This is a genomic window from Pseudomonas fluorescens (genome assembly GCF_002022275.1).
In the GTDB taxonomy this organism is placed as follows: domain Bacteria; phylum Pseudomonadota; class Gammaproteobacteria; order Pseudomonadales; family Pseudomonadaceae; genus Aquipseudomonas; species Aquipseudomonas fluorescens_AJ.
The window spans coordinates 1-1,939 of the sequence record NZ_MSDF01000029.1 but is presented as its reverse complement, the minus strand read 5'-3'; the positions used below and the strand labels follow the sequence as shown (position 1 = coordinate 1,939).

Genomic DNA, 1,939 nt, shown 5'->3' with positions numbered 1-1,939 from the left:
AGCGGGCCTGTTGTGGCAAGCCCGCTCGCCACAAGAAGCGGGGTTGCCACAGCTGTTCCGTTGTTTATCAGATGCGGAACTGGCCCACCAATTGCCCCAGTCGCTGGCCCAAGTCGGCCAGGCTGCGGGACGTCTGCGCACCCAACTGGGTCTCATCCGCCACACTGTCCACCGCCACAGCAATCTGATGCACACTGCGGTTGATCTCTTCGGCCACCGCCGTCTGTTCTTCGGCGGCGCTGGCAATTTGCGCGTTCATCGAATTGATGGTGCCGATCAACTGCGCCATGGTGTCCAGCGACGCCCCGGCTTCGTTGGCTTTGGCCGAGGTGCCGTCACCGGCATCGCTGGAGCGGCGCATGGCATCGACAGCGGCAACCGTGCCTTTTTGCAGGCGGTCGATCATCCCCTGGATTTCCTGGGTGCTGGATTGGGTGCGGCTGGCCAGGGCGCGTACTTCGTCGGCGACCACCGCAAAACCACGCCCGGCCTCCCCGGCCCGCGCGGCTTCGATAGCGGCATTGAGAGCCAGCAGGTTGGTTTGCTCGGCAATCGAGCGGATCACGCCGAGCACGCTGACAATCGACGACACATCCTGCTGCAGGCTGTCGAGGGACACGCCGCTGCTGCGAATGTCATTCACCAGCGCATGGATCTGCGCGATGCTGCCGTCCACCACACGCTTGGCGGCCTGGCCTTCAGCGTCGGTCTGCTGCGCGGCGACGGCGGCGCCCTGGGCACTGCGCGCCACTTCATGGGCGGCGGACGACATTTGGTTGATCGCAGTGGCCACCTGATCGGTTTCGTGACGCTGGCGTTCCATGGCCTGCTCGGAGCGCTGGGCCTGATCCGACACCTGGCTGACCAGGCCGGTGAGTTGGCCGGTCATCTCGGTGATCTGGCGGACCAGGCCGTGGATTTTGTCGACGAAACGGTTGAACGCCCCAGCGAGGTCGCCCAGTTCATCCTGACTGGTGATGGCCAGCCGGCGGGTCAAGTCGCCCTCGCCCGCCGCGATATCGTCGAGGTTGGCTTTCATCAAATGCAAAGGCCGCAGGATGGTATTGGCCACCACCATGCCCACTGCCGCAATCACCAACAACACCACCACGGCCACGCCGAGGATGCTCAGCAGCACGCCTTCCATGCGTTTTTCAACCTTGGCTTCGACCACGGCCACTTGGGCTTCGATGCCATCGAGGTTCACCGAGGTGCCGATCACCATGTCCCATTTGGGCAGGTATTCGGTGTAGCCGAGTTTGGGCACCAGTTCGGTCTGGCCCGGTTGGGTCGAGCTGTATTGCAGGTAGTGGGTACCGTCCTTGCCGACCTTGACCAGATCGCGGTTGACGTAGACGCCGTTGGGGTCGCGGTTGTCCTTGAAGCTCTTGCCCACGCCGTCGGGGCTGTTGCCTTTGAACAGGCGGATGGTTTCGGAGTCGTAGCCGAAGAAGTAGCCGTCCTTGCCGTAGCTGGTGTTGGACAGCAGCTTGACCACCTGCGCACGAGCACCTGTATCGCCGGGGGCGGCGGCGTCATAGAGCGGTTTGATGGTGGTCATGGCCACTTCGACGTAACTTTGCAGGGTGGCTTTGGCGTCGTTGAGCAGGCGCTGGCGGGTTTCATCCACCTCGGCGCGGGCCTGGCCCTGGAGGATCCACACGGTGGTCAGGCTGATGACCACGGCGAACAGCAACACCGGCACTACGGCGAGGGACAGGACTTTGGCCTTGAGGCTCAGACGCATGGGTTTTCTCTCTTGTTAGTGGCGACTTGAGAGGTTAACGGCTGGTTGAGGGATATCTGTAGGTGGGGGGCATATCCGTTATTTGGGTGATGGCTGAGATTGGTTCCGCCCTTACGGCGGGTCACTTTTGAAAAGAGCCCAAAAGTAACCAAAAGGCTCTTGCCCCAACACTCGGCACCTCGCCCACGCTCG

1 protein-coding gene is annotated in these 1,939 nt (G+C 62.5%); it reads right to left on the bottom strand.

Annotated elements, in window-relative coordinates:
* Window positions 1-67: 67 nt before the first annotated feature.
* Entirely contained in the window at window positions 68-1,747 is a 1,680-nt protein-coding gene (locus BFW87_RS21695; RefSeq protein ID WP_078741765.1) for a methyl-accepting chemotaxis protein, read from the bottom strand.
* Between the last annotated feature and the right edge of the window lie 192 nt (window positions 1,748-1,939).

What these genes read in the sequence shown, in the direction of transcription:
- BFW87_RS21695 (WP_078741765.1), bottom strand. Translation starts at nt 1,747, where the DNA reads ATGCGTCTGAGCCTCAAGGCCAAAGTCCTGTCCCTCGCCGTAGTGCCG.